The organism is Streptomyces sp. NPDC002463, from assembly GCF_042889835.1.
Taxonomy (GTDB): domain Bacteria; phylum Actinomycetota; class Actinomycetes; order Streptomycetales; family Streptomycetaceae; genus Streptomyces; species Streptomyces nymphaeiformis.
The window spans coordinates 271,146-295,121 of the sequence record NZ_JBIARL010000004.1 but is presented as its reverse complement, the minus strand read 5'-3'; the positions used below and the strand labels follow the sequence as shown (position 1 = coordinate 295,121).

At 71.3% G+C, this 23,976-nt stretch carries 24 protein-coding genes and 1 pseudogene; 19 read left to right on the top strand and 6 right to left on the bottom strand.

The window, feature by feature from the left end:
* Positions 1-224: 224 nt before the first annotated feature.
* Genes ACFYX3_RS11545 through ACFYX3_RS11535 form a run of 3 tightly spaced genes read right to left on the bottom strand, consistent with a single transcriptional unit; the run spans position 225 to position 2,931 of the window.
* Positions 225-2,057: an alpha/beta fold hydrolase gene (locus tag ACFYX3_RS11545; RefSeq protein ID WP_389011218.1), complete on the bottom strand. Its 1,833-nt coding sequence runs from the start codon at positions 2,055-2,057 to the stop codon at positions 225-227.
* Positions 2,054-2,647: a TetR/AcrR family transcriptional regulator gene (locus ACFYX3_RS11540; protein WP_376583795.1), complete on the bottom strand. Its 594-nt coding sequence runs from the start codon at positions 2,645-2,647 to the stop codon at positions 2,054-2,056. Before ACFYX3_RS11540 ends, ACFYX3_RS11545 begins: the two co-directional genes overlap by 4 nt.
* A gap of 59 nt (positions 2,648-2,706) precedes the next feature.
* The gene (locus tag ACFYX3_RS11535; RefSeq protein ID WP_389011215.1) at positions 2,707-2,931 is read right to left on the bottom strand and encodes a hypothetical protein; all 225 of its coding nucleotides are present in this window, start codon (positions 2,929-2,931) and stop codon (positions 2,707-2,709) included.
* Here ACFYX3_RS11535 and ACFYX3_RS11530 point away from each other — a divergent pair.
* The 3 genes and pseudogenes from ACFYX3_RS11530 to ACFYX3_RS11520 form a co-directional block, all read left to right on the top strand.
* Positions 2,916-3,095: pseudogene (locus tag ACFYX3_RS11530) on the top strand (ABC transporter ATP-binding protein); the annotation flags it as partial. The gene ACFYX3_RS11535 and the pseudogene ACFYX3_RS11530 overlap by 16 nt on opposite strands.
* A 386-nt stretch (positions 3,096-3,481) precedes the next feature.
* A complete protein-coding gene (locus tag ACFYX3_RS11525; protein ID WP_389011212.1) occupies positions 3,482-4,555 on the top strand; it encodes a pentapeptide repeat-containing protein in 1,074 nt (357 codons plus the stop codon).
* 1,658 nt (positions 4,556-6,213) lie between these two features.
* The gene (locus tag ACFYX3_RS11520) at positions 6,214-7,182 is read left to right on the top strand and encodes a barstar family protein (protein ID WP_389011208.1); all 969 of its coding nucleotides are present in this window, start codon (positions 6,214-6,216) and stop codon (positions 7,180-7,182) included.
* A 69-nt stretch (positions 7,183-7,251) separates the two neighbouring features.
* On the opposite strand, the gene ACFYX3_RS11515 is transcribed toward ACFYX3_RS11520, so the two are convergent.
* Positions 7,252-8,877: a helix-turn-helix domain-containing protein gene (locus tag ACFYX3_RS11515; RefSeq protein WP_389011205.1), complete on the bottom strand. Its 1,626-nt coding sequence runs from the start codon at positions 8,875-8,877 to the stop codon at positions 7,252-7,254.
* Positions 8,878-9,267: 390 nt separating this feature from the next.
* On the opposite strand from ACFYX3_RS11515, the gene ACFYX3_RS11510 reads away from it, so the two are divergent.
* The 8 genes from ACFYX3_RS11510 to ACFYX3_RS11475 all read left to right on the top strand — a co-directional run bounded on the left by ACFYX3_RS11510 (position 9,268) and on the right by ACFYX3_RS11475 (position 16,635).
* Positions 9,268-10,290, top strand: a complete 1,023-nt coding sequence (locus ACFYX3_RS11510) for a hypothetical protein (protein ID WP_389011202.1) — start codon at positions 9,268-9,270, stop codon at positions 10,288-10,290.
* Positions 10,291-10,470: 180 nt separating this feature from the next.
* Positions 10,471-10,692, top strand: coding sequence for a hypothetical protein (locus ACFYX3_RS11505; protein WP_376583815.1), 222 nt, complete (start codon positions 10,471-10,473; stop codon positions 10,690-10,692).
* 116 nt (positions 10,693-10,808) lie between these two features.
* The gene (locus ACFYX3_RS11500) at positions 10,809-11,348 is read left to right on the top strand and encodes a hypothetical protein (RefSeq protein ID WP_389011199.1); all 540 of its coding nucleotides are present in this window, start codon (positions 10,809-10,811) and stop codon (positions 11,346-11,348) included.
* 453 nt (positions 11,349-11,801) lie between these two features.
* Positions 11,802-12,680 carry a hypothetical protein gene (locus ACFYX3_RS11495; protein ID WP_389011196.1) on the top strand — a complete coding sequence of 293 codons (879 nt, stop codon included), beginning with the start codon at positions 11,802-11,804 and terminating at the stop codon, positions 12,678-12,680.
* Positions 12,681-12,769: 89 nt separating this feature from the next.
* Positions 12,770-12,895, top strand: coding sequence for a hypothetical protein (locus ACFYX3_RS11490; RefSeq protein ID WP_389011193.1), 126 nt, complete (start codon positions 12,770-12,772; stop codon positions 12,893-12,895).
* Positions 12,896-12,982: 87 nt separating this feature from the next.
* Positions 12,983-14,260: an MFS transporter gene (locus ACFYX3_RS11485; protein ID WP_389011190.1), complete on the top strand. Its 1,278-nt coding sequence runs from the start codon at positions 12,983-12,985 to the stop codon at positions 14,258-14,260.
* Positions 14,261-14,628: 368 nt separating this feature from the next.
* On the top strand, positions 14,629-15,417 hold the full coding sequence (locus ACFYX3_RS11480; RefSeq protein WP_389011187.1) for an SGNH/GDSL hydrolase family protein: 789 nt from the start codon (positions 14,629-14,631) through the stop codon (positions 15,415-15,417).
* A gap of 177 nt (positions 15,418-15,594) precedes the next feature.
* Complete coding sequence (locus tag ACFYX3_RS11475) at positions 15,595-16,635, top strand: NlpC/P60 family protein (RefSeq protein ID WP_389011184.1); 1,041 nt, start codon at positions 15,595-15,597, stop codon at positions 16,633-16,635.
* Positions 16,636-16,674: 39 nt separating this feature from the next.
* On the opposite strand, the gene ACFYX3_RS11470 is transcribed toward ACFYX3_RS11475, so the two are convergent.
* Entirely contained in the window at positions 16,675-17,088 is a 414-nt protein-coding gene (locus ACFYX3_RS11470) for a hypothetical protein (RefSeq protein WP_389011181.1), read from the bottom strand.
* Between the two features lie 178 nt (positions 17,089-17,266).
* Between ACFYX3_RS11470 and ACFYX3_RS11465 the strand changes: the two genes are divergently transcribed.
* The 3 genes from ACFYX3_RS11465 (at position 17,267) to ACFYX3_RS11455 (ending at position 19,008) form a co-directional block, all read left to right on the top strand.
* Positions 17,267-17,635 carry a BlaI/MecI/CopY family transcriptional regulator gene (locus tag ACFYX3_RS11465; protein WP_376583828.1) on the top strand — a complete coding sequence of 123 codons (369 nt, stop codon included), beginning with the start codon at positions 17,267-17,269 and terminating at the stop codon, positions 17,633-17,635.
* Positions 17,632-18,540: a M56 family metallopeptidase gene (locus ACFYX3_RS11460; protein ID WP_389011177.1), complete on the top strand. Its 909-nt coding sequence runs from the start codon at positions 17,632-17,634 to the stop codon at positions 18,538-18,540. The genes ACFYX3_RS11465 and ACFYX3_RS11460 overlap by 4 nt, the downstream gene beginning before the upstream one ends.
* A 111-nt stretch (positions 18,541-18,651) precedes the next feature.
* Entirely contained in the window at positions 18,652-19,008 is a 357-nt protein-coding gene (locus tag ACFYX3_RS11455; RefSeq protein ID WP_382661488.1) for an NADH-quinone oxidoreductase subunit A, read from the top strand.
* Between the two features lie 359 nt (positions 19,009-19,367).
* Here the strand turns inward: ACFYX3_RS11455 and ACFYX3_RS11450 are convergent, their stop codons facing one another.
* Positions 19,368-19,499 (bottom strand): hypothetical protein, encoded by a 132-nt coding sequence (locus ACFYX3_RS11450; RefSeq protein ID WP_389011174.1) that lies wholly within the window; start codon positions 19,497-19,499, stop codon positions 19,368-19,370.
* A 45-nt stretch (positions 19,500-19,544) separates the two neighbouring features.
* On the opposite strand from ACFYX3_RS11450, the gene ACFYX3_RS11445 reads away from it, so the two are divergent.
* From ACFYX3_RS11445 to ACFYX3_RS11425, 5 genes are read left to right on the top strand one after another with little or no spacing between them, the layout of a single operon-like run.
* Positions 19,545-20,351 carry a hypothetical protein gene (locus ACFYX3_RS11445; protein ID WP_389011171.1) on the top strand — a complete coding sequence of 269 codons (807 nt, stop codon included), beginning with the start codon at positions 19,545-19,547 and terminating at the stop codon, positions 20,349-20,351.
* Positions 20,344-21,231, top strand: a complete 888-nt coding sequence (locus tag ACFYX3_RS11440) for an NADH-quinone oxidoreductase subunit H (RefSeq protein WP_389011168.1) — start codon at positions 20,344-20,346, stop codon at positions 21,229-21,231. The genes ACFYX3_RS11445 and ACFYX3_RS11440 overlap by 8 nt, the downstream gene beginning before the upstream one ends.
* On the top strand, positions 21,228-21,788 hold the full coding sequence (locus tag ACFYX3_RS11435) for an NADH-quinone oxidoreductase subunit J (protein ID WP_389011165.1): 561 nt from the start codon (positions 21,228-21,230) through the stop codon (positions 21,786-21,788). Before ACFYX3_RS11440 ends, ACFYX3_RS11435 begins: the two co-directional genes overlap by 4 nt.
* Positions 21,785-22,090, top strand: a complete 306-nt coding sequence (gene nuoK / locus ACFYX3_RS11430; RefSeq protein WP_116163653.1) for an NADH-quinone oxidoreductase subunit NuoK — start codon at positions 21,785-21,787, stop codon at positions 22,088-22,090. The genes ACFYX3_RS11435 and nuoK overlap by 4 nt, the downstream gene beginning before the upstream one ends.
* A complete protein-coding gene (locus tag ACFYX3_RS11425; RefSeq protein WP_389011161.1) occupies positions 22,087-23,973 on the top strand; it encodes an NADH-quinone oxidoreductase subunit L in 1,887 nt (628 codons plus the stop codon). Before nuoK ends, ACFYX3_RS11425 begins: the two co-directional genes overlap by 4 nt.
* Positions 23,974-23,976 lie beyond the last annotated feature (3 nt).

Below are 23,976 nucleotides of genomic sequence, written 5' to 3'. Positions count from 1 at the left end.
TCTCGCCGGCACCCCGGTCTATGGCCACGAGGCGCGGGCGGCGTACGGCCGGCAACGACGCCCCCTTGTCCGCCCACCCTCTCGGCTACGTCCACACCACACCGGCCGGCACGACCACTGCCCCCACCGGAACACCTCCCCCGCACCATCCACATCCACATCCACCTGACGAGCAGAAAGCACACCGGACGGAGAACACCACAGTCCCCGCCTCTCGGCCTTCGTCACCACGGACGTTCAGGTACCGCCGTGACGCCCCCTTCTCCCTGTGGGTGCGCGAAGGGAGTCTGGTCGCCGATGGCTTGGGCGACGTCTTGGGGGTGTGTCAGCTGGGGATGGTGCCCCGCGCCGGCGATCACGGTCACGGTGGCGTGCGGGAGGGTGTCCAGCAGGGACTGTCCGTCAACGGTGAGTGGATCGTCGGAGCCCGTGACGATGTGGATGTGCCCTGGGTAGCGCTGCAGCTTGGCCCGGAGGTCTGCGCGCCACTGTGAGTTCACGGTGGCTGCCAGGAGCAGGGCGGTGGTGGCCGCGGTGGTGCCGCGCCGAAGATCCGCGACAGCCGATGCGAGCGCGGCCGCGTGGCCCGTGGAACCGGTCAGCCGTGCGGACAGCGCCGTGGGGGTCATCCGGGTCAGGAGCCGACGGGTCGGAGGCGTCCATCGGATGGTGCGGGGCGGGTGGGCCTGGAAGAAGAACGGGGATACGAGTGTGAGTCGTTCCACCGCGTGGGGGTGGGCGGTCGCGGCCTCGACGGCGGCCGCGGCGCCGATGGAGTGGCCCACCAGGTGACGGGCACCGGTTTCGGTCACCAGTGCCGTCAGCCAGGACGGCCAGTCGTCCCGGCACCCGGTGCTCATGCCCAGGCCGGGCAGGTCGACGGCGCGGGCGTGCCCGATCGCTGCGACGACCGGCGCCCAGGTGTCGGCGTTGACGGGCAGGCCGGGCAGCACCACCGTGGGCGCGTCGGCCTCACCCAGTTCGAACGTCCGTATTCCGCCCGGCGTGGTGAAGCGTCTGTCAGCTGCGGGGGCGTCGCCGAAGCGGCGGGCTGCAAGGTGGTCGGCCCAGCGACGGATCGTCGTGGCGGTGTCCGGCATGGTCAGCCCGTGCCGGGCGGCGAAGGCATGGGCCGATGCGGTCGGGTAGCGGTCGGTCGACAGAAACGTCAGGGTCTCCGGATCGGCCTTGGTGAGCCGGCGGGGAAGCCGCTTGAGCAAGGAGACCGGAATCCGTGTCGAGGGCGCCTTGACGCCGTAGTGCTCCGCTATGAGTGTGAGCAGGTCGGGCAGCGCGGGTGTGTCGTCGTCCAGCAGCCAGTACGCGGTGCGCTCGGAGGCCGCGTCCGTCGGCAGCAGGGTCATGAACCGGGCCAGGTGGTCGGCCGCGACCACGGGGACGAACGTCTTCCCGTTGCCCGGTAGCGCTGGGAGTGCGCCATGCCAGAGGTCCTTCATGTTGGAGGCGAGCCCGAGGTACTGGTCGGACTCCCCGGTGGCGCTGTCCCCGATGACGCTGGCCGGGTTGACGATGGACCAGGGAACGCCCAACCGATCCGCCAGGCTCTGGAAGACGGCGTCCGCCTCGACTCGGGACGCCTCGTAGGCACCCAGCGCCCGGTAGGTCTCACGTCGGCGTTCCTCGCTCCACGGGTCGGGGTCCTGCCCGCCCACGCGGTACCCGGAGACCTGAATCAGACGGCGCAGGTTCGGCAGTCCTGCCGCGAACCCGACGACCGCGCGCACGCTGTCGACGTTGGCGTGACGCGCCTCGTCCACCGACATCCCGAACCGGAAGGCGCCGGCGCAGTTGTAGATCTCGGTGATGTCGTCGCACGCGCCGTCGATCAGTGACGCCTTGGTGAAGTCGACCCGGAGGTCGGCCGGGGCCTGGCCGTGCCCGCGCCCGGCAAGCCAACGAGCCAGCCGTTGGTAGGACTCGCGACTCCGACTCGCCGTACTCACTCGAACGCCGGCCCGGCCGAGCGCGAGCACCACGTGGCGCCCGATGAAGCCGCTCGCGCCCAGCACCAGTGCGTGCCGGTCCTCCAGGCTCATGCCGAGGCCTCCTCACCCTGCGCCAACAGCACGTCGAGCGCCTGGGCGGCGCAGTACAGCGGCTCGGTGGACCGCTGGGCGCGCGACACGATCACCGCCCCCTCCACCATGCTGACCACGGCGGTCGCCAGAGCGCGGGCGACGGAACGAGGACGGCCGTGCGCGATGAGCAGCTCGCTCACCGGCTCGATCCACGACTCGAAGGCATCGGCGCAGGCGTCGCGCAGCCGTTCGCTCTGCGCACCCATCTCCAGCGTCACCACCGAGACCGGGCAACCCAGCTGGAAGTCGCTGTCGTCGAGCATTCCGGCCAGTTCGTCGATCACACGGCGCAGCAGCTCACCCGGCGTGGCCGGCTCCACCGCCGAGTCGGCCACGAGAGAACCGAATCGCGCGGCCGCGAGTTCGACGGCCTTCTCTCCGAGGGCCTCCTTCCCCTGAGGGAAGTGGAAGTAGAGCGACCCCTTCGGGGCGCCCGCGTGCTCCACCACCGCGTTGAGTCCCGTACCGCTGTATCCGTGCCGCTGGATCAACTCCAGCATCGACTCCGCCAGCCGCAAGCTGGTCTCGGCTCCCTTGGTTCCAACCATGATTGAAGAATAGACCGGTCTACATATTTTGCAAGGCATCCAGCTGTGGATGCGGCTCCTCAACTTGATCGGCACCTGGTGCTCGCCGCGTGGTCGTACTCGATGGTGTGGAGTCGGCGGCCCTGGACGTCCGTCCGGCCGGTGATCGACGGCCCGAAGGGGCGGGACCTGGTGCCGGTGGCGCCGATGACCGCGCAGGCGTGCCAGGTGTCGGAGTCGGTTTCCCTGCGGAGGAGATGGGCGCGGCCGCCGGGGCGCTCGACCCGCTGCCGGCTTGTTGCCACTCGGACGGATCGCCGTCGCGCTCGCCGCGACGGCCGTCGTCGCCGTACAGACCACGCTCACCCCGCTCCCCCAGGTGATCCTCGACGGCGCCGCCCTCTTCCACACCAGCCTGTACCTGACCGACATGCAGGCCTTCCTCGACGACGCCGAGGCCCCCGCACCCACGACGACGCCACCGTCTGGGACGCCGTCGACACCGTCGGCATGCGCGAGGCCGTCCTCCGCGGGTTCGCCCGAGTGGGGGCGCGGTGAGCGGCGTGGCCGCGTTTTGTGGTGTGCCATGGCTACGTGCAGAGGAAATGGGATCTGGGCCGGCTGAGGACCCTCGCCCGGCGCCGTGCGGCCGCCGGGTCGGCGGGCGCCACTGTCGACGGGCCGGGAGCAGGTGCGGGATCAGGCAGCCGTTCGGGGCGGGAGAGCCCTACGGAGCGAGGTGAGGCCGCGGAGCGGGGCGAGAGAACGAAGCAAGGCACGGGAACCGGCAGGAACCGGTATCAGGGCTGGGGCCTGGCCGCCTCCGCGTTGCCGGGTTTCGCCGCGCTCGCCGCCGTGTTGTTCACCTGGATGCAGGTCGGCCAGGCGAGCAAGGAGCTACGCATCGCCGAGGCCGGACAGATCACCGACCGGTTCAACACCGCGGTCGACAATCTGGGGTCGGCGTCGCTGCACGTCCGGCTCGGTGGCATCTACGCCCTCGGGCGCATCGTGCAGGACTCCCCTCGCGACGACCCCGCCGTCACCTCCGTCCTGTCCGCCTACGTCCGCGACCGGGCGCCGCTCCCTTCGAAAAGGCCCGCGCCTACCGACAAGGCGCCCACCCCGCCCGCCGACGTGGCCGCGGCACTGACCGTCCTGGCCAACCGGCGGGAGCCGGCCCGGCCCCTGACGATCGACCTCAAGCAGGTCGACCTCCGCGGGCTGGAGGGCGACGCCGTTCCGCTCTTCGATGATCCCCTCACGTCCAAGCGGAACTTCCAGTACGCGAATCTGGCGGGCGCCGATCTCACCGACGCCAACATCTCCTGGTACGACTTCCGTCGATCGCTCTTCGAGGAGGCGAACCTGACCGACGCACAGCTCACCGAGTCGGACCTGCGCGAGACCGCGTTCAACCTCGCGAACATGACGCGGGCGATTCTCGTCGGCGCGGACCTCACCCAAGCGCAGCTCACCGGCGCCGACCTGTCGGGAGCCGTTCTCAGTCACGCCGACGAGAGCACCGGCAGCGCGAAGGACGCCGTCCTCGTCGAGGCGGATGTGTCGGACACGAAGCTGGTCGACGCCGATCTGCGGGGCGTGAAACTCGCCAGGGCGTTCCTGGCCGGGTCCGACCTGACCCGTGCCGACTTCGGCGGCGCCGACCTGAGCGGCGCGACGCTCAGCAAGGCCGGCGCCTCTTTCATCGACGCGGACGTGAAGCTGGCGCGGACCTCCTTCAGGTCCGCCGACCTCCGCGGCGCCGACCTCCGCGGCGTCGACTTCACCGGCGCCGATCTGCGGGGCGCGGACCTGCGCGGGGCGCGGCTGTCCGGGGCCCGCCTGGCAGGCGCGAAGGTCGACGCGAAGACGAAGGGGCTTCCCGCTCGCCCTTCGCGGCAGGGGGCTGTACGGCCCACACTCTGACCTCCACACCGACAGTGTGGGTATGGTCGGCGCTGAAGAGATCGAAGCGGCGCTCGTGCTCCCGAAGAAACACCCCCATTCGTAGTCGTCTCCGAACGGCACAGGAACCACGTTGTCGTCGGACTCCTGGAACCCGAACCCGCGGAACGCCACCTCGACGTCCAGGAGTTCTTGCCGCTCAACTGCGCTCCAACCACCGCATCACCCAGGCACTCACCCTCACCGCCACTTACGCCGACCGCTCATCAACCGCCCGCACCCCGCCCTGACCGAGGCCACTTCCGGCCCCGCCCTAGCCACGACCGGTCGCAACCTCCCAGCGGCTCTTGACCCCCAGCGCGCCCGTGTCCCCCTGCAGCCTCGGAATCGTCGGAAGCGCCGCCGCCTACCGGAGGTCGACCTCCCGTGGTTCGGCCTGGTCACGGGCCAGGGTCAGGTCGCACCGGGACGTCAGCCCGTCAGGCGAGAGAGGGACTCGCTTTTGCGCGACATCGGATGAGCGTCGGACCGAACCGGGGCTGACTACCTCGGACGCAGCACTGAGGGCAGCACCGGATCCAATGCTGCCCTCAGCACGTGACGTATCGGTCCAGCCGCGTGCAGACCGAGGGGCGCGGGTCCTTCTTGTGCACCCGTCCCGTGGTGCCTTCGGCCGGGCCGGATCCCGAACGCCGCGAGAGCGTCACCCGAGAGCAGTCGCCGGAGGCCGGTCAGCGTCCACTGTGTCTCCCCGCCGCAGCAGACCGCGGGATGCGTGCGCGCCCCGGCGCCGGACCGCAGGGTCACGCTGTCCGGCGTCACGTTGTATCCGCACGCGTCGAAGCCGCTCGGCACCCGGACCGCTGCTACTTGAGCGGGGGCAGCGAGAGTGGTGGGCGCTGCGGACGCCAGGAGCGCGGCCACGGCGGTGCTGGAGATCAGCATTAGGCACGTGATCACAGCAGCCCTGGCCGGGTCGGGCGTCACGGTCAGACGACCGCGACCACCCTGACGCGGGATGCCAATGGGGTGTCCCGCCATTCCTCGTGCTGGTGGGCCTGCGTGCGAGCCCGGCGGGCCCGTCCGGGTGGGCTGCGGGGATACGAGGTCAATCGCCCCCCTCGGAGAGTCCGAAGCAGACGCCGCCGTAGATCGTGACAGGGCTCCGGCCGGCCGTGCCGTGGTGATGGAGGGACGACCTCGCTGGTCAGCCGTTCCCGGGTGGCGTTCAGGCCCTCTGCCTCGATGTACGCGAGTTCGAGAGCCCAGTCCGGCAGTACTCCCTCAGGTGTGAGCCACCCTCCTCACAGCCCTGCCGCCCCGATGCGTCCGTTTGCGGCGGGCGGCGGAAGGTGCACGGCCGACGATGTGTCCGCCTTTGCGGGCCGTGCGTGCGCCGCTTCCCTGACGTCCGGACGCCTCGACCATGTATCGACTCCGTATCGTGGTCGAACGCAAGGTCGTTGCAGCGCTGGGGTTGGGTGCAGGTTCGAGAGCATGCGGTCTGGGAGCGGAGTCTCCCGGTCGGATACGTCCTCGTACGAGAGGACGCGGACGGCGAAAGGCACTACTGGGCACGGTGCGTAAGCGCCGAGGGGGTCTTCGCCGATCTCGTGCCGCCGCCCCGAGAGGTTCTCACCCTGCGCGGGTGTGCCCCCGCCGGACCGCTGCTGGAGGCCGTGGCATCGGCCCACAACACCCACCGCCTGCTCCCCGAGATCTGCGTCGAGGTCTGGGACGACCGGCAGCCGGTGCAGTGGTGGACTCTCGTGGACGCCGCGATCATCGCGCACCGGCCCAACGCCGCGAACCCGGACCTGACCGACATCACCGTGGGAGCCGGCACGCGTGAAGAGGACTCCTGGTCACAGTCTCTCCCGGCTTCCCCTCGGTTCGAGCTGTTCGCCGGCGGTCTCGTCACCTCCGCCTCTGCGGGCAGCTGCCAGGGCGTCGACGGCCTGTTCACCGTCCGTCGCCCGGCTCCCCCGCTTCCCCTCCAGCTCATCGGATGCGAACCGGCCGAACCCCTGCTCGCCGCGCTCCGCGAGCCCCGCACATGGGAACGGGACTGGGCCCAGCTGTGGGCGCTGGACCGCGACGGCCGGGGCATGATGCGGCTCGACGTCGGCCTCGGCATCGAAGACGCCCGGCCGTCGGTGCTCGGCGGCACTCTGCTCGACATCACCCTCAGCGACGGTGGCGAACGTCCCTCCCTGATGGCCCGCTCGATCTGGGAAACCTGGTACGGAGGCATCCCCGCCACACCGAACCAGTGGGCCGCATACCCCACACAAGGCCGCGAGGAACGGCTGGAGATGACTGCCATCGGCATGAACGACCAGCGGCCCGATCTCGCCTGCGGCGAGCACCACCTCGACGGTCGCTTCGCCACCGACGTCCCCGGCCTGCACCTGGCCATGGCGGAAGCGCTCCTCGGACCCGGCCGCTACTTCGGCCGCGAACTCAACGCATTCAAGGACTGCCTGAGCGGTGGCTTCGGTATCGCCTTACCCTTCACCTTGATCTGGCACGACGCCGACATCGCCCGCCAGGCCCTGGCCGATGACGTCTCCGCGGAGGGACTCACCTACTTCGAGGACATCGTCCGCCTCCTCGAGCGCTTCGGAGCCACTGTCGTCCTCGACTGACCGCTGCTCGTCGAGGGGACATGGGTGGGGCACCCCCGAGGCGATCGCACAGACTCATGTCTGCGCCGCTCACCGACCTCGCCGGTGCTCCTGGAACAGGCGACGTTGTCTCCAGAAGGCGGCAGCGGCGAGGGAGGTCGTCGCCACGAGCAGGGAACCCATGGCCCGTGTCGTACGGCGGGCGCGGAGGGTGCGGCGGTGGGTGGCCAGTCCGGCGGCGAGGAAGTCCGATTCGAGGGCGGTGAGTCCGCTCCCGCCTGCGCGTGAGGCGTGCGCGTCGAGCTGGGCCAGGCGGACCGGCGAGATCCGCACGCCGGGTTCCCGGCCGACCGCGTCCCAGGCGTCGGCGGCTTCGGTCAGCCACCGCTGGAAGCGCAGTTTCTCGCGGTCCCGCTCGATCCAGTCGCCCAGCCGGGGCCAAGCGCTGATCAGGGCCTCGTGTGCCAGTCCGACGGAAGCTCCGTCGGAGGTGATCAGCCGGGCTCGAGTGAGTGATTCCAGGACCTCGTGGATCTCCCGGCTCTCACCGAGGGATTCGAGTTCGGCCCGGGTGACGGAGCGGCGTGTGTCGGGGGCTCCGCCGGCCCCCGGGCTGATCATCCGCAGCAGGATCTGCCGCGTGACGTCCGCCCGTACGGTGTCGAGCCGGGCATAGACGCCCTCGGCGCTCTGGGCGATCGCCCCTTGCAGGCCACCGGCCTGCTCGTAGGAGTCCAAGGTGAGCGTACGGCCCTGTCGACGGCTCCAGGTCTCGAGGAGGGCGTGGGACAGCAGGGGCAGGGCGGACCCGTTGTCGGCGACGTCGGCGGTGAGCCGGGCCGTCAGCGCGCGTTCGACGACCAGTCCGTGCGCCCGCGCCGGCCCGACGATGGCCTCGCGCAGCTCGGCGGAAGTCATGCGGGTCACGGCCAGGCTCGCGTCGCGGACGACCGAGGCGAGGCCAGGGTGATCCAGGCAGCGCGGGGCGAAGTCCGCGCGGATCCCGAGGACGACGCGGAGTCCGTCGGACGGGCCCCGGTCCGCCAGGAGGGCCTTGACGAATCCCTCCCGTTCGACCGGGTCGTGGCACAGCGTGAACAGCTCTTCGAACTGGTCCACGATGAGGAACACGGCGGACGGACGGGCGCCCGGGGACGGCAGAAGCGGGCCGTGGGCGGAGAGCGGGCGCTCTCCGGGGGTGATGATGCGGATCGCGGAGGGGCGCCACGGGCCCTCCTGCCACCCCCGCAGCCGCGGCACGAGTCCGGCCCGGAGGAGGGAGGACTTCCCGCTTCCCGACGGGCCCGTCAACGCGGACACCCGCCGCTCGCAGGTCAGCGCCCAGAGGTCGTCGACGAGGCGGTCGCGGCCGAAGTAGAGGGCCTGGTCGGTGTGATCGAACCGGGCCAGCCCTTTGTACGGGGGGTTCCCGCGGCCCGACTGCTGTGCCGCAAGGGCCTCCGCCGCCTGGCGCCAGCGCGCTTCCCACGCCGCGGTGTCGCCGCCGCACGCCTCGACGTAGGCGAGGAGGACGGCGAGGGTGGGCAGCTGTTTACCGGACGCGGCCCGGGAAAGGGTGGCGACCGAGTAGGAGCAGAGCCGGGCCATCTGGTGGTACGGAGGGCTGCCGGCGGCGCGGCGGAGCCGGCGCAGGGCGTCGGCCAGCTCGGCTACCGGGCCCGCCGAGGCGTCGAGCGGATTCTCGTGTCGACCCATGGCACTCCTGCCTTCCCCCGTGGCGGCCTCCGAATCAACCGTCCAACCCGCGCCGTCCGCAAGGGGAATTCACGCCGTGGGGAGGTGGCGGGGATTGTTTCACCACCGGAGAAGGCCTGTGCAACAACCGTTCCGCTCCGACACTGGGACGCAACGGGGGCCACGGAGCTTCCTCCCGGCGGGCGACGTCCGGCGGGAGGAAGCAGCGGCCGAGCGGATCCGGCGTGCTCGGACGGAGCCAGGCGGATCCGGCGGGTTCGAGCGAGTTCGAGGATCCCGGCGGGGGCCGAGCGGGGTCAGGTCGGCTCAGCGGTCGTAGAGAGCCGGAAAGCCGAAGGGCCCGGAGCCGGAGAGCCGTTGGATTCACTGAACGGGGAATGGAGGACACGGTTGAACGGGGTGGATCTGGCGACGGCCGCGGTGGAGGCGGTGGCACGTGCCGCGGTCACCGCCGCGGGCGGAGCGGCGGGCGACATGGTCGTCGACCTGGTGCGCGGCCGGCTGCGGGACGTGGACCAGGGAGCGGAGGCCGTATCGGAGGTCGAGCGGACACCGGGCGACTTCGACGCGCGGTCCCGGCTGCGGGAGAAGCTGACGGCCGTGCTGGCCGAGGACCCGGCTTTCGCCGCGTACCTGGCGAGCGTCCTGGCCCCGCCCAGGCCGACCGAGCGGCCCGTCAATACGGGCAGCGTCGTCGTCGACCGGGGCGGCCGGGCCCGGGGCACGTTCGTGCTCGGCGACCAGGCCATCACCAGGATCCGAAAGGGCGATCCGACCGCGCTCGTGGCCGTCGTCGCGGTGGTCGTCGTGCTGGTCCTGGCCGTGTACGGGCTGGCCCGGCTCACGGCGGGCGGCGGCGGCTCCTCGTCGCTCGGGCCTGAGGGACGCCGGGTCACCGTGCTCAAGGACCCCGAGACGGTGAAGGCCATCGCCCCCGACCTGCACAGCATGCCGACCGGCTGGACCGTCACGTCCTCGCCGAGCGTCGAATCGGGAGGCGACGCCTGTTCCCGGTCGGTGGAGCGGAACTGCGACGGAGTCCTCTCGACGGCTTGGTCGTCCTTCCACAACCCCTTCGACCAGTCCGCCGCCTTCCTCGTGGCCGCCTGTGCCTCGACCGACGCCGCCCAGCGCTTCTACGAGGGCCTCGCGCAGCAGTCGCCGGAGGAGAGCAACGAAGCCAAGCCGCTCGCCATACCGGCACTCGGCGACCAGGCGTCCGCCCTCGAAATCTCGAAGGGGGAAGGGGAGGCGTACATACGAGTGGGCACGGTGGTCGTCGCCGTACGGGAGAGGGGCTCCAACGACGACTACGAGGTCGCCACGCTGGAGGCGCTGGCGAAAATGATCGCGGAACGCGCCCAGGAGGCCCAGGACGGACAGGCCCCCGCAGCGCGGGCCCAGACGACCTGACGAAGGCTTCGGGCCGGTCCCATCCACCACGTCGTCGACGCGTGTCGGGGGGGTATGCCTCCGGAACCCCGGGTGATGCTCTGTCCTGTCCGGACGACCTCGTAGGCAACGCCAGTATTCGCCATTCGCCGAGCGAAATGCGGATGCGGACGGTCAGCTCGGGTGCCTACTATCCCGGCCATGCCAAGACCCTTCGGATTCGCCTTTGCCCAGCGCCCTGACGGCACCGTGACGATCACCCACCAGGGGCGTCCGGCGGGCACGTTGCGCGGCGCGCGTGCTCAGAAGTTCCTTGCAGAGGTCGAGTCGGGGGATGCCCAGCTGGTGATGGCCCGCTGGACCGGTGCCTACAAGCACGGCAACGAACGCACGGCGCGTAACCACCCACGCAACAAGGCGTAGGACCTGTCCGTCGGAGCTTCGCGGTGCCCGTGTCGCCTACGTCGAGGCGGCCCCTGCCGGCCACCTCGGCCCAGTCGAGGAGAGAGCAGCTGACTCCCCATTCCCTCGCGTTCTACGTGGACGTGGTCATGTCGGGAACGGTGCTCGGCGCCAGGCCGACGGACAGTCCGGACCAGGTCAGCGCGATCATGGGTTCCGACTTCGTCGAGAACTCCCTTGACGACCACAGTACGTGGCGCGACTACGGATTGGTCGAGTTCTTCTGGGGCCGGGAATCGCCCGACCACCCGTGGGAAGGGCACCGCTTCACCCTGCAGGTGCATCGGCTCTCGTACTGGGGCAGCAGCCTCGTCAACAAGTCGATTCGCGAGCGGTACGGCCGCTTTGGCCGGCACCTCCGCTTCGACAAGCTGCAGCGGCTGCTGGCGAACCGCGGCGTACCCCTCGAGGACGTCCCCGACGCCAACGCACCGGCCTTCACCCTGCACTGGCAGCCCGCTTCCCAGGTGTCCGTCATGGCCCTCCGAGAACGCGAGTGGGGGCGGTCCCGGCGGCGCGGCAAGGACCTTGTCGGCGACGTGCACAAGATCTCGTCATCGGTGACCACCGAACACGTGGCATGGAGCAGAGCACGCTACGGCCGCCAGGACGGCTAGGACCTGATCCGCACCCGAATCGTTGGCGTAGGCCCGAGCCGGATCGGTCTGACAGGTGCCGAGCGGGAGCGGCTGCGACCGTTCCCGCCGGTCAGCAACGGTCGTCGTGGCGCTGATCGTCCTGGACGGAGACCCTTTTGGCGGATCTCAGGGCCTTGAGGACGATCAAGACCATGGCTCGCCGCCGGCGTTCCGCCCCGCCACGGCGCCCACGACCCGCCGCCCGTGGACGGTCGCCGACCCGTTCACGCTGCCGGACCGCGGCAGGGCCGCCGCGCCGACATGCCCGCGCCACCCGGCGACAGGCGGGTGGCCGCGACTGGTGACCTCACCCCCGTAGGCCCCTCATGAGATCCACTCCGAGACTCCCGGAATACCCCCAGGGGGTATATGGTTATGGCCGTCGTCCTGAAGGGACAACGCCCGAAGCCGCATCACACCAGGGGAGACGTCATGCAGAACCATGCCGGTCACGACCAGGCCGACCACTCCGGTCACGGCGGACACAGCGACCACTCCGGGCATGGCGGCCACGGCGGGGCCCAGGCCGGTGGGCTGGCGGTCTCGGCGAACGGGTACACCCTCGAACTCGACTCGACGATCCTCACCGCGGGCCTGCAGCAGGCCAGCTTCAAGGTGACCGGTCCCGACGGCCAGGCGGTGACCGAGTTCCTCCCCGAGCACGAGAAGGAACTGCACTTCATCGCCGTACGGCGGGACACCTCCGGGTTCCAGCACGTGCACCCGGTGAGGGACGAGAAGGGCACCTGGAGCACCGAACTGGCCCTGGAGCCCGGGGACTGGAGGTTCTTCACCGACATCCACCCGGCGGGCCACGACGGGACCATGACGCTGGGGATCGACGTCGCGGTCGCCGGACCGTACGACCCGCGTCCGCTTCCCGAGGCCACCCGCGTCGCACGGATCGGCGAGTACGCCGTCACGCTCGACGGCGAACTCGTGCCCGGCGAAGCGAGCGAACTGACCCTCACCGTCAGCCGGAACGACCAGCCCGTCACCGACCTGGAGCCCTACCTGGCCGCGTACGGACACCTCGTGGCGCTGCGGGTCGGCGACCTGGGCTACCTCCACGTCCACCCGGAGGGCCACCCCGGCGACGGTGTCACCGCGCCCGGACCCGGGATCGCCTTCATGGCGGTCGCGCCTTCGGCCGGCACCTACCGCCTGTACCTGGACTTCCAGCACGACGGCGTCGTCCGGACGGCCGAGTTCACGGTACGGACCACCGCTGTCGCACCCCACCCGCACGCGGCGTCCCCGACCGCACCCGAGCACGGGGACCACCACCACGGGCACCACGCACACCACTGACCGTGTACGACCGCTTGGACGGAACCGAGCGCCCGCCATGGCCGAGGGGCGCTCGCCCCGTCGAGAGCCACCATCCCGGAAGGAGCGTCATGCCCCACCTGACCCGACACACGTCCGACACGGCGGTCGGCACCTCGCACGACCCCTTCGCCGCCCAGGCACCGCAGGAATGCGGGCCGTGCCCCGACATCCCGGAGAGCGACACCCATGCCTGAGAACACCCCCGCCTGTACGCGCGGGGCACGGCCCCCACCCCGGGACCGCGCCCCGCCGCATGGATACGGATACGGAAGGAAACCGCCATGCGTCTGTTCGCCATCCGCGACTACCGCCATCTGTTCGGCGCCCAGGTCATCGCCCTGTTCGGGACCGGGCTGACCACGGTGGCCCTCGGACTTCTCGCCTACGACCTCGCCGGTCCGCGCGCCGGCGTGGTGCTCAGCACCGCCCTCACCATCAAGATGGTCATGTACGTGGTCATCGCACCCCTGACCGCCGCCTATGTCGACCGCCTGCCCAGGAGAAGGTTCCTGTTCGCCCTCGACGCGGTCCGCGGCGCTGTGGTCCTGGCACTGCCGCTGGTCACCGAGGTCTGGCACGTCTACGTGCTCATCGGCCTGCTCCAGGCCGCCTCCGCGGCGTTCACCCCGACGTTCCAGGCCGCGATCCCCGACATCGTCACCGACGAGGCCGACTACACGCGCGCCCTTTCCGCCTCGCAGGTCGCCTCCACCATGGAGAGCCTGCTCAGCCCCGTCCTTGCAGCCGTCGCCCTGACGTTCCTCGGCTTCGACCGGCTGTTCCTGGGCACCTCCGCCGGATTCCTCGTCTCCGCCCTGCTCGTCCTGTCGACCCGCATCCCCGACGCCCGCCCCAGCAGCCACACCAGGGCGTGGGACAAGGCTGCAGCCGGCATCAGGACGTTCCTCAGGACACCGCGGCTGCGCGGCATCATGGCGCTCAACCTCGTGGTCGCGTCGGCAGGGTCGATCGTCGTCGTCAACACCGTCAACTACGTCCGTGACGAGCTCGGCGGCTCACAGTCGGACGTCGCCTGGACGCTCGCCGCCTCCGGCACCGGAACCCTCCTGGCCGCGCTGGTCCTTCCCCGCGTCCTCGACCGGATCGCCGCCCGCACCGTGATGGTGACGGGTGCCCTCATCCTCGTCGGCGGCACGACCACCGCGGTGACGCTCTTCGCGACCGGCCTCATCACGTGGGCCGGTACGGCGATCGTCTGGGCGGTGATCGGCGTCGGCATGGCCCTGGTCATCACGCCGACCGGCAAGGTCATCCGCGCCTCCGTCGGGCGGAACGAGATCCCCGAGGCGTTCGCGGCCCAGTTCTCCCTGTCGCACCTGGCCTGGCTGGTCACCTATCCGGTGGCGGGGTGGCTCGGCACGAACGCCGGCTTCACCCTCACCTGGTCCGTCCTCACGGCCCTCGCCGGGACGGGAGCGACCGGCGCCCTCCTCCTCTGGCCGCGCCACGAGGGGCAAGGTGCCACGACCGGACTCGCCACACCTACCCGGCACGCACCCGGCATCACGGACCGCTCCATCCTGACCAAGGCGGCTTGAGGCACCGCGTACAACACGACCTCTACGAGCCCCCGGACGCCGGCAAGAACTTCACCGAGCGCCCGGGCATGGTGAGTGGCGACCACCACTGACGTACGACCCGGCCCTCCGCGGGACTTGGGGGCGTGGCGTCATCGCGCCATCGCGTGTAGACGCAACCCGATTCGCTTGGCCGGTAGTCCCTGCCCGGGCCAGGATTCTTCTCGGCTCGGCGTCCGGCGGCACGGGAATCGAGCTCCAACGGCTAGGACCGGGCAGGCCTGACGCAGGCACGAACGGGCGGGTAATCCCCCGGCCCCCCGACGGTGCCACAGCGCCTGCCCGGTCCTATCGGATCCTCGAGACACTCGGCGGAACGGGAGGCGGGCATGGTGGTCGACGATCGGACCGAGCTCGGCCGAGCCGCGATCGGCTCATACGTCGCTCTCGGGGACAGCTTCACCGAGGGCCTGGGCGACGAGACCCCGGACGGCGCGCTCGTAGGATGGGCCGATCGCCTGGCCGACGCGATGGCCCGCCGCTCGCCCGTACCGTTCCGCTACGCCAATCTCGCCGTCCGGGGCCGCCTCATCGACGAGATCGTCACGGAGCAGGTACCGCGGGTGGCCGACCTGAAGCCGGACCTGGTGAGCTTCTGCGCCGGCGGCAACGACATCCTGCGGTTCGGGAGCTCCGTGGACCGCATCACCGAACGGTTCGAGGAGGCCGTCGCCGAGCTCGGCGCCCACGCGGACACGGTGCTGGTCTTCACCGGCTTCGACCCTCGGAACACTCCCGTCCTGCGCCGGTTACGCGGAAAGATCGCCACCTACACGGCGCACGTCCACGCCATCGCCCACCGGCACGGATGCCCGATCGTCGACCTGTGGTCGATGAAGGCCCTCCAGCAACCTTCCGCCTGGAGCGAGGACCGGCTGCACCTGTCGTCCGAGGGCCACCAACGCGTGGCGCGGCGGGCCGCCGAGGTCCTCGGTCTCGCTCCGGTACATGGCTCAGCCACGCCGACCGCCCAGCAGTTCCCCGTGCAGCAGCCGGAGCGTCTCCAGGACCTGCGATGGGCCAAGGAGCACTTCCTGCCCTGGCTCGGGCACCACCTGCTCGGCAAGAACTCGACCGAAGCGCTGGAACCGAAGCGTCCTGAGCTTCTGCCGCTCTGAAACTCCCTGTCCGAGGCTCGAGAAGCGGACAGGACGCTCGTTGCTTCTAATCATCTAAGAAGCTTAGTATTCGTGGAGCCTTCGCACGGCCGACCGCCCATCCGGGGCGGCGGCGGAGGCGCCGCCGTGCCCGCTGCGCGCAGCCCTTTCGGCGGTCGAGCAAGAAGGAGCTCCCCCGTGGCTTCCCACCGCCGCCCGAAGCAGACCAGTCCTCGCTATACCGGGGTCCTCACGGCGACTGCCGCGGCGGCTGTGGCGCTCTCCACCCAGACGGCCTCCGCCGACCCCCTTCCCGATCCGAACAAGAAGGGTGTGAAGGCCCAGGTCGATCGCCTCTACGAGCAGGCGACACAGGCGACCGAGAAGTACAACGGGGCCAAGGAGAAGGCGGACGCGCTCACTCAGCAGGTGGAGGCCCTCCAGGACGCCGCCGCCCGCAGGCAGGGCGAGCTCAATGAACTCCGCGACCGGATCGGCACGGTGGCCACCGGGCAGTACCGCTCGGGCGGCCTGGATCCCGCCCTCCAGCTCTTCCTCTCCGAGGACCCCGACACCTACCTGGAGAGGGCGTCCGCTCTCGACCGGGCCGGCGAGCGGCAGTCCGCCGTCCTGCAGCAGTTCCTCTCGGAGCAGCGCAGGCTCCAGCAGCAGCGCGGGGAAGCGTCGGAGAAACTGCGCGACCTCGATGGAGCACAGAAGGAGTTGGGCAGGCGGAAGGGCGAGATCCAGGGCAAGCTTCGCGAGGCCCAGAGGCTCCTCAACACCCTCACGGCGAAGGAGCGGGCACGGATCGCCGAGGAGGAGGACCGGGCCGACCGGGCGAGCGCCCGGGTGGAGCTGGGCAACGAGGCGAGCGCCTCCGGACGTGCGGCCGCCGCCTTCGCCGCCGCCAAGAGCCGGGTCGGCATGCCGTACGTCTGGGGGGCGAGCGGGCCGACGTCCTTCGACTGCTCCGGGCTCACGTCGTGGGCGTTCCGCCAGGCCGGAATGGCGATACCCCGTACGTCGCAGGCGCAGGCGAACGTCGGCACACGCATCGACTCCCTGAGCGACCTCAAGCCCGGCGACCTGATCATCATGCGCACCGACCTGAGCCATGTCGGCTTCTACGCCGGCAACGGGCAGATCCTCCACTCCCCCAAGCCCGGCGCGCAGGTGCGCTACGAGTCCATCGCCCGCAGCGGCATGCCCTTCATGTGGGGCGTCCGCATCGGCTGACGCCGGCGCGCCCCGGACCACCGCCCGTGAGGCTGGGGGTCAGGCTCCGTCCGGGACGGTGCCGATGGCTCCGGCCGAGCGAAGCGAAAGCCCGAGGTCTCCAGTGAGGATGCGGGGGTGTCGCCGCCACCACCACAGGTCGGGGCCGGGGAGCTTATGGAACTGGTCGAGTGCCATGCCGTCGTCGACGACGGTCGCGGCCTTGTACCGGTCGTCCAGGGCTTTGATCCGCGGGGTCCAGAGCTGGACGATGTGGTCGTCCAGCAGGAGCCACGCCTCGTGCAGCCAGTTCCGGCAGTAGAGGTCGTTGGTGTACTCGTCGATGTCGTCGCCGTAGCCGCGCTCGATGGCGCTTACCAGGTCGGCCCACTTGTTCACCCTTTCAGCGACCGTGAACGCCGTCCGCCAGCCGCGCCGGTGCAACAGCTCTCCGACCTCTGATTCCGTAGCCACGGGTGTGAGGTTCTCATGCCGAATCCGTCCGGCGGACCGAATCCTCGACCACCTCGGGTCGCCGAGGCTCCGGCATGCCCCCGCCGCCAGCGGGCCTCGGCCAGGAGGCCGGAGAGCGCCGTGAGCTGCGCGTCTAGGATGAACCGGATACGGAAGCAGCGCGGAGAGGACACGGCCCATGCGGCGGCTGGGGGAGCTTGAGGCGGAGATCATGGACCGCTTCTGGACGTGGGGCCGCCCGGCGACCGTCCGCGAGGTCGTCGACGACATCAATCAGCACCGGGACCTCGCCTACACCACGGTGACCACGGTCACGAGCATCCTCTTCCAGAAGGGCCACCTCACCCGCGTCCGGCACGGGCGGGTCTGGCACTACGAGGCCGCGGCCTCGCGAGAGGCGTACGCGGCGGCGCTGATGGAGGACGGTCTGGGAGCCAGCACCGATCGTCCGGCGGCGCTGGCCCAGTTCGTGGAGAACCTCGACGACGACGAGCTCGCGGCCCTTCGCGAGGCCCTCCGCAACGTCGGACGACGGGCGTCGCGGTGAACGCCGCCCCGGCACTGCTGGGATATGCGGCCCTCGTGGGCGCGGCCGTACCCCGCTTGATGACGCGCAGCGCCTGGCCGCACCGGGCGCCGGGGCTGGGCGCCGCGGTGTGGCTCGCCCTGTCCCTGTCGTTCACGGTCGCGGTCGCGCTCGCCGCCTCCCAGCTGGCGGCGCCGACCGAGCACCTGCACCTCGGTCTCCTCGGCCTCCTCCACGCCTGCGGATTGGGTACGGCGGCGCCGGAGCCCGACCCGACCACGGTGGATCTGCTCGCCCTGGCCATGCCCCTCGCCGTCGTCACCGCCTTCGTAGCCGCGTCTCTCTTCCACCTCGCTCGCACGGGCCTCATCCGCGCACGTCATCGTGACCGGCTGGACAAGGTGGGGGCGCGCTGCGACCGCCTCCGCGCCACGGTGCTCCCGCACTCCACACCGGCGGCATACTGCCTGCCGGGCTTCCGCTCCCGCATCGTCGTCAGCGACGCCGCCGTCCGCCTGCTCACGGAGGAGCAGCTGAGCGCCGTCCTCGAACACGAGCGCGCGCACGTCGCCGGCCGCCACCATCTCCTGCTGGCCGCCACGCACGGGTTCGCCACCGTCTTCCCCTGGCTGCCACTGGCGCGCCACGCCCGCGAGCAGATGGCCGTCCTGCTGGAAATGATCGCGGACGACCGCGCGCTGCGGCGCCACGACCGCGAGGTCCTCGCGACGGCGATGTACGAGATGGCCGCCGGCCGCGCGCCCAAGGGCGCCTTCGCAGCGGGCGGATCGACGGCGCTGCTCCGCATGAAGCGCATCCTGGGCCCGCGCCGGACTCCGCACCCCGCCTTCCGGGGGTCGGTGGCCTCGGCGGTCGTCGCCGTCCCGCTCCTCCCCCTTCTGGTGGCCTGCCCTCCCGGCCTCTGAGGACGGCGCGACGCGACATTCCCCGCGTTGCTCCTTTTGTCCCGACTTCTCCGCTGACATGCTGCCTGCCGAGGGCGGTCTGCGACGGGCTGGGCGCCGGGAAGGGGCCACGTGCGATCCACCGCCTGGGAGCCGGTCGCCGTACTGCTCGCGGTCGTCGTCGGCGGCGTACTTCTGCTGCACGGCGCCGGCGTCGCCGTGCGCGCGGTCCGTGAGCCGCTGACCACCGGGCCCTTCAGCGGAGGGTTCGAGCCCCGGGAGCACCCGGTCTCGCGCTTCCACGTGCGCTGGTATCCCGTGACGATGATCTTCCTGGCCTTCGACATGGAGATGCTCTTCATGTACCCGTGGACAAAAGTCGTCCCGGCGGTCGGCACCTCGGCCGTCGTCGAGATGTTCCTCTTCCTCGGAATCCTGCTCGCCGGCGTCGGTTACGCCTGGCGCGAGGGAGCGTTCCGGTGGACCTGAGGGATCGCCTCGGCAGAGTGGCCCTGGATCGCCCCGCCGTTCTGCTCGTGACCGCCACCGGCGCGACGCGCGAGCGCCTCGCTGTCGAGGCCGAACTCGCGCGCCGGCGCTGGCCGCGGGCATCCGGCCCGGCAGCGGCCGATCTGGTGGCCTTCGCGGGCGACCCGGCACCGGCCGGGGATGACGACTGGGCGGAGCTCTTGTGGAACGGCGTACCGGCACCGAAGGCGCGTGTGCGTGTGACGGATCCCGAACACGCGGCACATGCCCTGGAGCACGGACGCATGGCGCTCCTTGTCGGGGCGGGTACACAGAGCCGCCAGGGGCAGCGCGAGCCCGCGGGGCACGAGCGGCACGATTCAGACGGGGAGCACCGTCCACACCACGGCCACACCGCCTCCGGACCCGGCGAGCACGACGGCCACGGTCGCGACGCGCACCCGGACCACGGCGCCTCCCACGCCGGTACGGATCACGATCACCACGGCCACGACAGCTCCCGCTCCAGTACGGATCACGATCACCACGGCCACCACATGGGCGGCGTGATCCTCGGTCTTCCGATGGCCGAACGGGCCGACGACCGGGACGGGTTGCGCCTCGACCGGCTGCACGTGCCCCTGGGGCCGGTGTTGCCGGACTGGCCCGCCGGGCTCGTCGTGCACACCGAGCTCCAGGGGGATGTCGTGCAGCGCGCCTCCGTCGAACCCCTGGTCCCTCCGAGCTCGTCCCGGCCGGCCTTCTGGAGTGAGCCGTGGCTCAGGTCTGCGGCCGGCGCACCGGTGACGGTCGGCGAAGCCGCCCGCCGCCGGTGCGCGGCGCACCTGGACAGTGTCGGCAGGTTCCTCGCCGTGGCGGGCTGGCGCGATCCGGCGGCCGCGGCCCACCGGGTGCGCGACCAGGTGCTCGGCGATGCGCCGGTCGCCGACATCCGGTCCCGGCTACGCCCGTTGACCCGTCGGGTGCGCACGTCGTGGACGCTGCGCCGGCTCACCTCGGGGGTGGGCACGCTGTCCTCCGAGCAGGCGCAGCGGTACGGAGTGACCGGGCCCGCGCTGCTCGCCGACGGTGACGCGTACGGCCGACTGCTCGTCTGGCTGGAGGAGATCGACCGCGCCGCCGACGCCTGCGACGACACCTCCCCTCTCGACGCCCACGCGCTGAACGGCCCCCGAGGGCGCATCGCCCCGGAGGCTCCGGCCTCGCGGGCGCTCCTCGACGTGCTGCCCGCGCTCCTGGAAGGCACCGAATTCGCCTGCGCGCGGCTCGTCGTGGCGAGCTTGGATCCCGATCTCGACGAGCTGGCACCGCAGCACGCGTACAGCGGGCACGCGCATGGCTGAGGCGGCACCGCTCTGGGCGGCCGCCGCTTTGCCCGTCGCCCTGGTCCTCGTGGCGTGGGCCGTGGCGAGCGTCGATGCCCGGTCCGCGGGCCTGGGCCGCGTGGTGCTGCGGTTGCTGGTGCAGCAGCGCCGGGTGACGCGGGCGACCGACGTCCTGCTCGTACGGGTGGGGACGACGCTCCTTCCGGTCGCGGCCGTACTCGCCGCGGTCGTCCTTCCCCTCGGCTTCCGCTCCGTGTCCGATCTCCCCGACGGCATCGTCTGGTTCAACGCCATGGAGGCCCTGGCCTGGGCGGCGGTGTGGCTGACGGGCTGGGGGCCGAACTCCACGCTGTCGCTGATCGGCGGCTATCGCTTCCTCGCTCAGGGCCTCGCGTACGAGCTGCCGCACATGCTGGCCATCACCACGGCGGCGCTCGGCGCGGAGTCGCTGCGCGTGGGCTCGGTCGTCGAGGCGCAGGCGGGGCTGTGGTTCGCGGTCTGGATGCCGGTCGCCTTCGGGGTCTACCTCCTGAGCGCGCTGGCCATGGCGTTCTGGGGGCCGTTCGACCAGCCCGTCGGGACCGACGTGGCCGGCGGGGCGGCGAGCGAGCTGGCCGGTGTGGACCGGTTGCTGTTCCTCGGCGGGCGCCTGCTGCTGCTCGTGGTGGCCGCGGCCTTCTCCGTACCCCTGTTCCTCGGCGGCGGGCAGGGACCCTTCCTTCCGTCCTGGGCATGGACGGTGCTCAAGACCGTCGCGGTTCTGGGGCTGCTGATGTGGGCCCGGCGGAGGGTTCCGACCATTCGGATGGAGCGTTACGTGGAGCTGGCGTGGGTGGTGCTGACGCCGCTCGCGGTGGCGCAGGCCCTGGTGGTGGCCGTGGTGGTGCTCGGGCGATGACGGCCGCGGCGTTCTGGATCCTGGCCGTGCTCGCGGTGGCGGGCGGCGTGATGGTGTTCCGCTTCGACTCCATGGCGCGTGCGACGTTCTCGCTGCTCACCGCGCTGCTGTGTGTGGGCGGGGAGCTGATCGTGCTGGGCCTGGAGTACCTGGGGATCGTGACGGTCCTCATGATGACGATCGAGATGGCCATCATGGCCGTCTTCATGATCATGTTCATGATGAACCCGGCCGGCCTGATGCCCATGACGATGGTGCACAACAAGCGAGGAGCCGCCGCCATCTGCGCCACGGCGTTCGCCCTCCTCGTCGTCGGCATTCTGCTGGCGCCGTGGCCGCGGCGTCGTGGCCGGCCTCCGGCAGATCCCACCACGGACCTCGGGATGGCCCTGATGGGGCCTCAGATGCTCACCATGACGACGCTGGGCATGGCCCTGTTCGCGACGATCGTCGCCACCGTCGTCCTCGCGACCCGCCGCGGCCGGTACGAGCGCTACGGCGACGACCTCCGGGCCACGCGGCCCGACGACCCGGTACGGGGCGGGGTGGGCCGGTGAACCTGGAGGTGTTCCTGATCGTCGCCGCCGCCCTGTTCTGCGTCGGCCTGTTCGGCGCGCTGACGCAGCAGTCGATCGTGATGCTGATGATGGGCCTGGAGCTGATGCTGGGCGGGGTGATCCTCGCCGCCGGCGCGGCCTGGCACTACATCGCCCCGGCGACGGCCGACGGACAGGTCCTGGTCGTCGTCGCCATCACGGCCATGGCGGTGGAGATGGCGATCGGATTCGCCGTGGTCACCGCGCTCTTCCGGTCCCGCGAGGTGGACATGACCGACATGGCGGCGGAGCTGAGGGAATGAGCCCGGTGCTGTGGGCGCTGGTCGCTCTGCCCGTGACATGCGGGGCGCTGCTGCTCACGGCCGGGCGGACGCTGGACCGGTGGGCGCCCGCGGCAGCCGTCACGGTGGCGATCGCGTCTATCGGCCTCGCCGTCACGGCCGCCGTGCAGCACCCGGCCGTCGAAGCGCCGCTCCTCGACGGGCTTCCCGTCCGGCTCGGCGTGGACGGTCTCTCCGGGGTGCTCGTCGTGACCGTCACGGCCGTCACGCTCGCCGTCCTGCTGTTCAGCACGGCGGAGTTCGCCGCCGACGAGGCGCGGGCCCGGTTCTTCGGGCTGATGCTGCTGTTCGCCGGCAGCATGCTCGTCACCGTGACCGCGACGACCCTGCCCACCCTCCTCATGGGCTGGGAGGTCATGGGCGCCACCTCGTGGGCCCTGATCGGCTACTGGTGGCGCGAGCCAGTCCGTACGGCTGCGGCCCGGACCGCCTTCCTCGTCACCCGTACCGCGGACCTCGGCCTCTACCTCGCCGCCGGCGCCGCTCTCGCCGCCGCACCCGGCCCCCTGTCCCTCGACACGCTCGACGACACGGGCGAGCCGTGGCTGTCGTTCGTCACGGCGGGGATCCTCCTGGCGGCGTTCGGCAAGTCCGCGCAACTCCCCTTCAGCTTCTGGCTGTCGCGGGCGATGCAGGGTCCGAGCCCGGTGTCCGCGCTGCTGCACTCGGCGGCCATGGTCGTCGCCGGCGCGTACCTGCTGCTCCGTACCGGCACGCTGCTCGACGCCTCGGGCTGGGGCGCGGACACGGCCGCGTGGGTGGGAGCGGTGACCGCGGTGGCCCTCGGGCTCGTCGCCGTGGCGCAGACCGATCTCAAGCAGCTGCTCGCCGCGTCGACCTGCGCGCAGATCGGCTTCATGGTGCTCGCCGCCGGTGTGGGCGCGAGCACCGGCGGGGGACTGCAGCTGATGGCCCATGCCGCAGCGAAGAGCCTGCTGTTCATGGTCGCGGGTGCGTGGCTGACGTCCTGGGGGACACAGCAGCTGACGGAGCTGCGCGGGGTGGCTCGCTCCCAGCGGTCGGTCGGTGTGATCTGCACGGTGGGCGCCCTGTCACTCGCCGGACTTCCGCCGCTCTCCCTGTGGGCGGCGAAGGACGTCCTTCTGGCCGGGGCGTTGGAGGACGGTGGCGGGCTGTACGCGGTGGGGCTCGGCGCGGCCGTGCTGTCGGCCGTCTACAGCGTCAAGATCCTCTGGTACGTGTGGCGCCCGATGCCCGCGGCGGGGGTGGAACGGCGGCCCCCGGTGCCCAAGTCGACCGTCGAGGAGCGGCGCCCCATCCCCTCCGGCGCCGTTCCGCCGCTCGCACTGCTCGCCCTCGCCTGCGCCGCGCTCACGCCTCTGGCGTTTCCGCCGGTACGAGACGCGCTCACCGACTACCTCGGCCTGGGACCACAACCCGATCCTCATGCCTGGGAGTTCGCCGTCTCGGGGCTGATCGCGCTCATCGCGGCCACCCTGGCCTGGGCCTGGCCCTGGGACGGACGGACTCTCGCGCCGCCTTGGACGCGGCGACTGTGCCGTGAGTGGCTGCGGCTGGAACGAGCCGCCCACGTCCTCCTCGTCTCCCCCACGCTCGGTCTGGCCCGCGCCGCCGCGGCTTTCGACGACCGGGTCCTGGACCGCGCCGTGAACGCTTCGGGCTCCGGCGCCCTGGTGCTGGCCCGGTGGACGAACCGGTTCGTCGAAGGGGCGGTCGACGGGGCGGTCGACGGTCTCGCCGCGGCGACGCGACGCCTGGGCCGGTGGGCCCGCCGACCACAGACCGGGCAGCTGCACCAGTACCTCGCCCAGGCCGTAGCCACCTTCTCCCTCATCGCCGTCGTGCTCGTCCTCGTGAGGTAACCG